The sequence below is a fragment of the Actinoplanes sp. NPDC048791 genome, from assembly GCF_040650095.1.
In the GTDB taxonomy this organism is placed as follows: domain Bacteria; phylum Actinomycetota; class Actinomycetes; order Mycobacteriales; family Micromonosporaceae; genus Actinoplanes.
On record NZ_JBEZGQ010000570.1, the window covers coordinates 1 to 5,520 of the forward strand.

Sequence of the window (5,520 nt, forward strand, 5' to 3'; positions counted from 1 at the left end):
GGCGTGTACCCCTCGGCGGTGTGCACCTGGCGGTCGAAGCCCACGTACCGGCCGTCGACGTCGCCGGCCAGGTTCGGGTGCAGCAGCGAGTGGTAGAGCGCGGTGTAGAAGACGCTGCGCCGGTCGGCCGTTCCGCCGCCGATCGAGATCCGGTCCAGCTCCTGGGCCCAGCGGGCGCGCAGGGCGGCCCGGGTGGCGGCGAAGTCGTACGAGCCGGCGGTCTCGGCGGTCAGGTTCTGCCGGGCGCCGGCCAGGCCGGTGTAGGAGAGCCCGACCTTGACCACCACCTCGCGGTCCTGGCTCGTGTCGAAGGTGACCCAGGCGCCGTTGCCGCCGGAGCCGGCCGCGTCCCGACCGCCGGGCGAGAGCGCCGAGCCGCGCCAGGTGCCGGTGGCGGCGAACGGGCGGTCGAAGCTGGCGGTGAAGTAGACGGTGTGGTCGTCCTTACCGGCACAGAAGTTGCCGGCCCGGACCCGGCCCTCGACGGTCCGGTCGCCGACGACGTGGATCTCGGAGTCGAAGACGTTCTGGTTGGCCTTACCGGTGTTGAACAGGACGTTGGCCGCCCCGGTGGCCGGGAAGGTGTACTTCTGCCAGCCGGTGCGCGCGGTGGCGGTCAGCTCCGCGGTGGTCTGGTATTTCGTCAGCCCGACCCGGTAGTAGCCGGGCTCGGCGTCCTCGTCGTCGTGCGAGAACGGCGAGCGGTACTGGTTCGGGTCCGCGGTGGTGACCGCACCGGTGGTGGGCAGCATGGGCAGCTCGCCGGCGACGCCGCAGCCGACCCCGGACAGGTGGGTCTGGCTGAAGCCGTAGATGCTGTCCTGCTGGTAGTCGTAGCCGCCCTGGCCGCCGGTGTCCGGGCTGACCTGCACCATCCCGAACGGCGCGCTGGCGCCGGGGAAGGTGTTGCCGAAGTTCTGCGTGCCGACGAACGGGTGCACCAGCTCGACGGGATCCTCCGCGGCGGCGGCGGCCCGGGCCTGGGCGGGGCTCGCGGTGCCGACGGAAACGACCAGCAGCAGGGCCGCCAGGAGCCGACGGGTCATCGGTAAACCTCCGGTCAACGACGTCATCGTCACGTGACAACGTTGTCACGCAGCAAAGACGCGTGTCAATGAAACGGAGTCATCGGGCACCCGAATTGCACCCGGCCATCTGGGCGAACCTCTCAGGTCCGCACCACCGCCACCCGATCACGGCAGTTACGACCACCCTGCCCCGGGGGCCGAGCGAACCGGAGATGAGTCTGATGGCAGCCAGCACAGCACCGCCGACGCCGCGCGGCGTCCACCGCTGGGCACGGCTCTGCGTGGCCGTCGCAGTCGTCGTCGCCACCTTCGGCGTTGTCCTCAGCACCGGGATCGGCGGGGCGGACACCTCACAGCTCATCTCCAACCTCGGACTCTGTGCCGCCGCCGCCTCGGCCGCCCTGGCCTGTCTGTTCCGCGCCGCGGCACTGCGGGGCCGGGTACGGGCCGGCTGGGCCCTGCTCGGCCTGGGCGTGCTGTCCTGGGGGGCCGGCCAGGGCTGCGCGGTCTGGCTGGAGACGTTCACCGGCTCGGTGCCGCTGCCGTCGCAGGCCGACATCGGCTACCTCGGCATGATCCTGCTGACCTCGGCCGGCCTGCTGGTGCTGCCGGTCGCCACCCAGACCCTGGCCAACCGGGCCCGCAGCGTGCTCGACGGCCTGATGGTCGCCGTCTCGCTGGTGCTGATCGCCTGGTTCGTGGTCATCGAGCCGCTGATCAAGGCCGGCGGCGACAGCGTCCTCGCGCTCTACCTCAGCCTCGCCTACCCGCTCGGCGACATCGTCATGGTGACGATCGTGGTCTACATGCTGGCGCTGCAGCGCCGCCGCGGCCGCGACTTCGCCCACCTCGCGCTGGTCGCGGCCGGCATCGTCGCCTTCGCGGCCTCCGACATCGGGTACGCCTACCTCAACCTGACCGGGGCCTACGCGTCCGGCAGCGGCACCGACATCGGCTGATTCGCGGGCTTCTCGCTGATCCTGCTCGCCGCGGCCAAGCCGCTCGGAACGGCTGACCCGGCCGAGCCGGCACCGGTGGACGGCGAGGGTGGCCAGCCGTTCGGGGTGCTGCTGCCGTACGTGGCCGTGCTCGCCGCGCTGGCCACCAGCATCGTCTGGTTCGCCCGCACCGGGCAGGCCACCCCGTTCGTGGCGTACACCCGCTCGGCGCTGATCCTGCTGATCGTCGGCCGGCAGCTGCTCACGCTGCTGGAGAACCGCGGCCTGACCCGCAACCTGGAGACCCGCGTCGCCGACCGCACCGCCGAGCTGTACGCCAGCGAGCAGCGCTTCCACGCGCTCGTGCAGCACAGCTCCGACGTGGTGACCGTGGTCGGCACCGACGCCGTGGTGCTGTACCAGAGCGAGTCCGTGCAGCGGGTCTTCGGCTACACCCCGGCCATGCTCACCGGCCGCGACCTCACCGAACGGTTCAGCCCCGAGTCGGCCGCCCGGCTGCTGGACGCGCTGCGCTCGGTGAGCGCGCGGCCGTACGCGACCACCGTGCTGGAGCTGACCCTGCCGCACCTCGACCAGCGGCTGCGCCAGGCCGAGATCACCGTGACCAACCTGCTCGGCGACCCCAACGTCGGCGGCCTGGTGCTCAACACCCGCGACATCAGCGAGCGCAAAGAGCTCCAGGAACAGCTCGTGCACGAGGCGTACCACGACGCGCTGACCCAGCTGGCCAACCGCGCCCTGTTCCGCGAGCGGGTGGCCGAGGCGCTGGAGCAGCGCGGCGAGGACGACGACGACGTCACCGTGCTCTTCCTCGACCTGGACGGCTTCAAGGAGGTCAACGACAGCCTCGGGCACCTGGCCGGCGACCAGCTGCTGGTCCGGGTGGCCGACCGGCTGACCGCCTCGGTGCGCGACGGCGACGTGGTGGCCCGCTTCGGCGGCGACGAGTTCGCGGTGCTGATCCGCTCGGCGCTCGGCCAGGGTGAGGCCGAGCTCGTGGCCCAGCGCATCGTCGACGAGCTGCACGAGCCATTCCGCGTCGGCGACCGTGACCTGCACGTACGGGGCAGCATCGGGCTGGCCGCGTACACCGCCCTCGGCGAGGGTGCGGCCGGGGCCGGGCACGCCGACGACGCCGAGCAGCTCATGCGCAACGCCGACCTGGCCATGTACAAGGCCAAGGGCACGGGTGGCAGCGGCTTCGCCAGCTACGACCCGCGGATGCTGGCCGGCCTGGTCGAGCGCCTGGAGCTGGAGGCCGACCTGCGCCTGGCCCTGGAGCGCGGCGAGCTCCGGCTGCACTACCAGCCGACCATCGACATGGCCGACAGCCGGGTCATCGGCTTCGAGGCGCTGGTGCGCTGGCAGCACCCGACCCGCGGGATGATCAACCCGCTCGACTTCATCCCGATCGCCGAGGCCACCGGGCTGATCGTGCCGCTCGGCCGCTGGGTGCTGCACGAGGCCTGCCGCCAGGCCATGGAGTGGTCCGCGCGCGACGGCCGCCGCCCGGTCAAGATGGCCGTCAACGTGTCGGTACGCCAGTTCGACCGCAGCGACCTGCCCGCCGTCGTCCGCGAGGTGCTGACCGAGACCGGCATGCCGGCCGACCAGCTCTGCCTCGAGATGACCGAGAGCGTGCTGATGACCGACACCGAGGACAACCTGGCCCAGCTGGTCCGGCTCAAGGCCCTCGGCGTGACGCTGGCGATCGACGACTTCGGCACCGGCTACTCCTCGCTGGCCTACCTGCGCCGGTTCCCGGTGGACACGCTCAAGATCGACCGCTCCTTCGTGGAGCGGCTCGGCGAGCAGGCCGACGACGCCGCGCTGGCCGGCACGATCGTCCAGCTCGGCCAGAGCCTGGGCATGTCCACGGTCGCCGAAGGCATCGAGGAGTACGGCCAGCTCGCCGCGCTGCGGGAGATGGGCTGCACGTTCGCCCAGGGCTTCTACTTCTCCCGCCCGGTGCCCGCCGGTGAGGCCGGCCGCCTGCTGCTCGAAGGGGCCGGCGCCCAGCCGGCCCCGGCCTGATCCCCCGTACCCCCAACCCCCACCACAGTTCAGGAGTCCGCATGACCGCCGCCCTCACCGGCACCCGCGCTCAGCTCCCGGCCCAGTGGCCCGCCGCGCTGTCCCCGCACTGCCTCGAGGTCATCGACATGCCCACCCCGTACCTGGTCACCGATCTCGACACCGTCGTGGACCGGCTGTCGGCGTTCACCGCGGCGCTGCCGGGCGTGCTGCCGTGTTACGCCATGAAGTGCAACCCCTCGCCGGAGATCCTCGCGACCCTGCGGGACCACGGCGCGAGCTTCGAGGTCGCCTCGCTGGGTGAGCTGAGGATGCTGGAGCGCCTCGGCGTCGACCCGGCCGGCGTGCTCTTCAGCAACCCGGTCAAGGCGCCGGGGCACATCGCCGCCGCGCACGCCGCCGGGCTGTGGCGCTTCAGCTTCGACTCGGCCAACGAGCTGCGCAAGATCTCCGAGCACGCCCCGGGCAGCGCCGTCTACCTGCGGCTGCTGGTGGACGACACCGCCAGCTCGTTCCCGTTGTCGCGCAAGTTCGGCGCCGAGCTGCCCGAGGCCCGTGACCTGCTGGTGCTCGCCCGGCGGCTGGGGCTGCGCCCGTACGGGATCACCTTCCACGTCGGCTCGCAGTGCGGCAACGCGGCCGCCTGGCGGCACGCCCTCGGCGCGACCGGGGCGATCATGGCCGACCTGCTCGACGACGGCATCCGGCTCGACATGATCGACCTCGGTGGCGGCTTCCCCGCCCGTTACCAGGCCGACGTGCCCTCGATCGGGGAGATCGGCGCCATGGTGCTGCCCGCGCTGGCCGAGCTGCTGCCGTACCGGCCGGAACTGCTCGTCGCCGAGCCCGGCCGGCACCTGGTCGCCGAGGCCGCGGTCATGGCCGTCGGGGTGATCGGCCGGGAGGTCCGCGGCGGCCGCGACTGGCTGTTCGTCGACGTCGGCGCCTACAACGGCATGATGGAGACGATCCAGGTGCCGACCGGCTGGGACTACCCGATCTGGTCGTCCGTGCCCGGTCACGGTGAGGTCGCCACGCTGCCCTTCACCATCACCGGTCCCAGCTGCGACAGCTCCGACACGATGTTCCACGGCGTCGAGCTGCCGGCCGGCATCGACGTGGGCGACGTCGTCTACATCGGCTCGGCGGGTGCCTACACCCTCAGCTACGCCTCTGCTTTCAACGGTTTCGCGCCACCCACGCCGCTGTTCGTCGGCGGCGGCACCGGCGAGCCGGACCTGCGGGAGCTGACGGATGAGCTGGTCCGGTCCGGAACCTCCGGTGGTCACTGACCACAAGCGGCGTGAGCCCAGGAGCGGCGGGCACCGCCGCGTCGGACCGGTCGGCCTGCGCCGCGCCGGCCGGGTACGCGAGCTCGTGGTGTCCGGCGTCATCGACTCGTTCGGCATGGCGCTGGGCTGGACGGTCCTGGTGCTGCTGGCCGTCTCCCGGGGCGGTCTCGCCGAGGCCGCCCTCTACAACGCCGCGATGCTCATCGG

Annotated in this window: 4 protein-coding genes and 1 pseudogene; 4 read left to right on the top strand and 1 reads right to left on the bottom strand. The window is 72.1% G+C overall.

Going from position 1 to position 5,520, the window contains the following annotated elements; all coding sequences use genetic code 11:
- Positions 1 to 1,046 (bottom strand): glycoside hydrolase domain-containing protein (locus tag AB0C29_RS31270; protein ID WP_360827683.1); only part of this gene is annotated, 1,046 nt, incomplete at its 3' end.
- A gap of 203 nt (positions 1,047 to 1,249) precedes the next feature.
- On the opposite strand from AB0C29_RS31270, the gene AB0C29_RS31275 reads away from it, so the two are divergent.
- From AB0C29_RS31275 to AB0C29_RS31290, 4 genes and pseudogenes are all read left to right on the top strand, one after another.
- Positions 1,250 to 1,987, top strand: coding sequence for a hypothetical protein (locus AB0C29_RS31275; protein WP_360827686.1), 738 nt, complete (start codon positions 1,250 to 1,252; stop codon positions 1,985 to 1,987).
- Positions 1,988 to 2,062: 75 nt separating this feature from the next.
- Positions 2,063 to 4,021 (top strand): EAL domain-containing protein, encoded by a 1,959-nt coding sequence (locus AB0C29_RS31280; protein WP_360827689.1) that lies wholly within the window; start codon positions 2,063 to 2,065, stop codon positions 4,019 to 4,021.
- Between the two features lie 41 nt (positions 4,022 to 4,062).
- A complete protein-coding gene (locus AB0C29_RS31285; protein ID WP_360827692.1) occupies positions 4,063 to 5,313 on the top strand; it encodes a type III PLP-dependent enzyme in 1,251 nt (416 codons plus the stop codon).
- A pseudogene (locus AB0C29_RS31290) lies at positions 5,303 to 5,520 on the top strand (hypothetical protein); the annotation flags it as partial. The gene AB0C29_RS31285 and the pseudogene AB0C29_RS31290, both read left to right, overlap by 11 nt.

Coding starts and splice junctions, on each gene's coding strand:
- AB0C29_RS31275 (WP_360827686.1), top strand. CDS start 1,250: ATGGCAGCCAGCACAGCACCGCCGACGCCGCGCGGCGTCCACCGCTGG.
- AB0C29_RS31285 (WP_360827692.1), top strand. CDS start 4,063: ATGACCGCCGCCCTCACCGGCACCCGCGCTCAGCTCCCGGCCCAGTGG.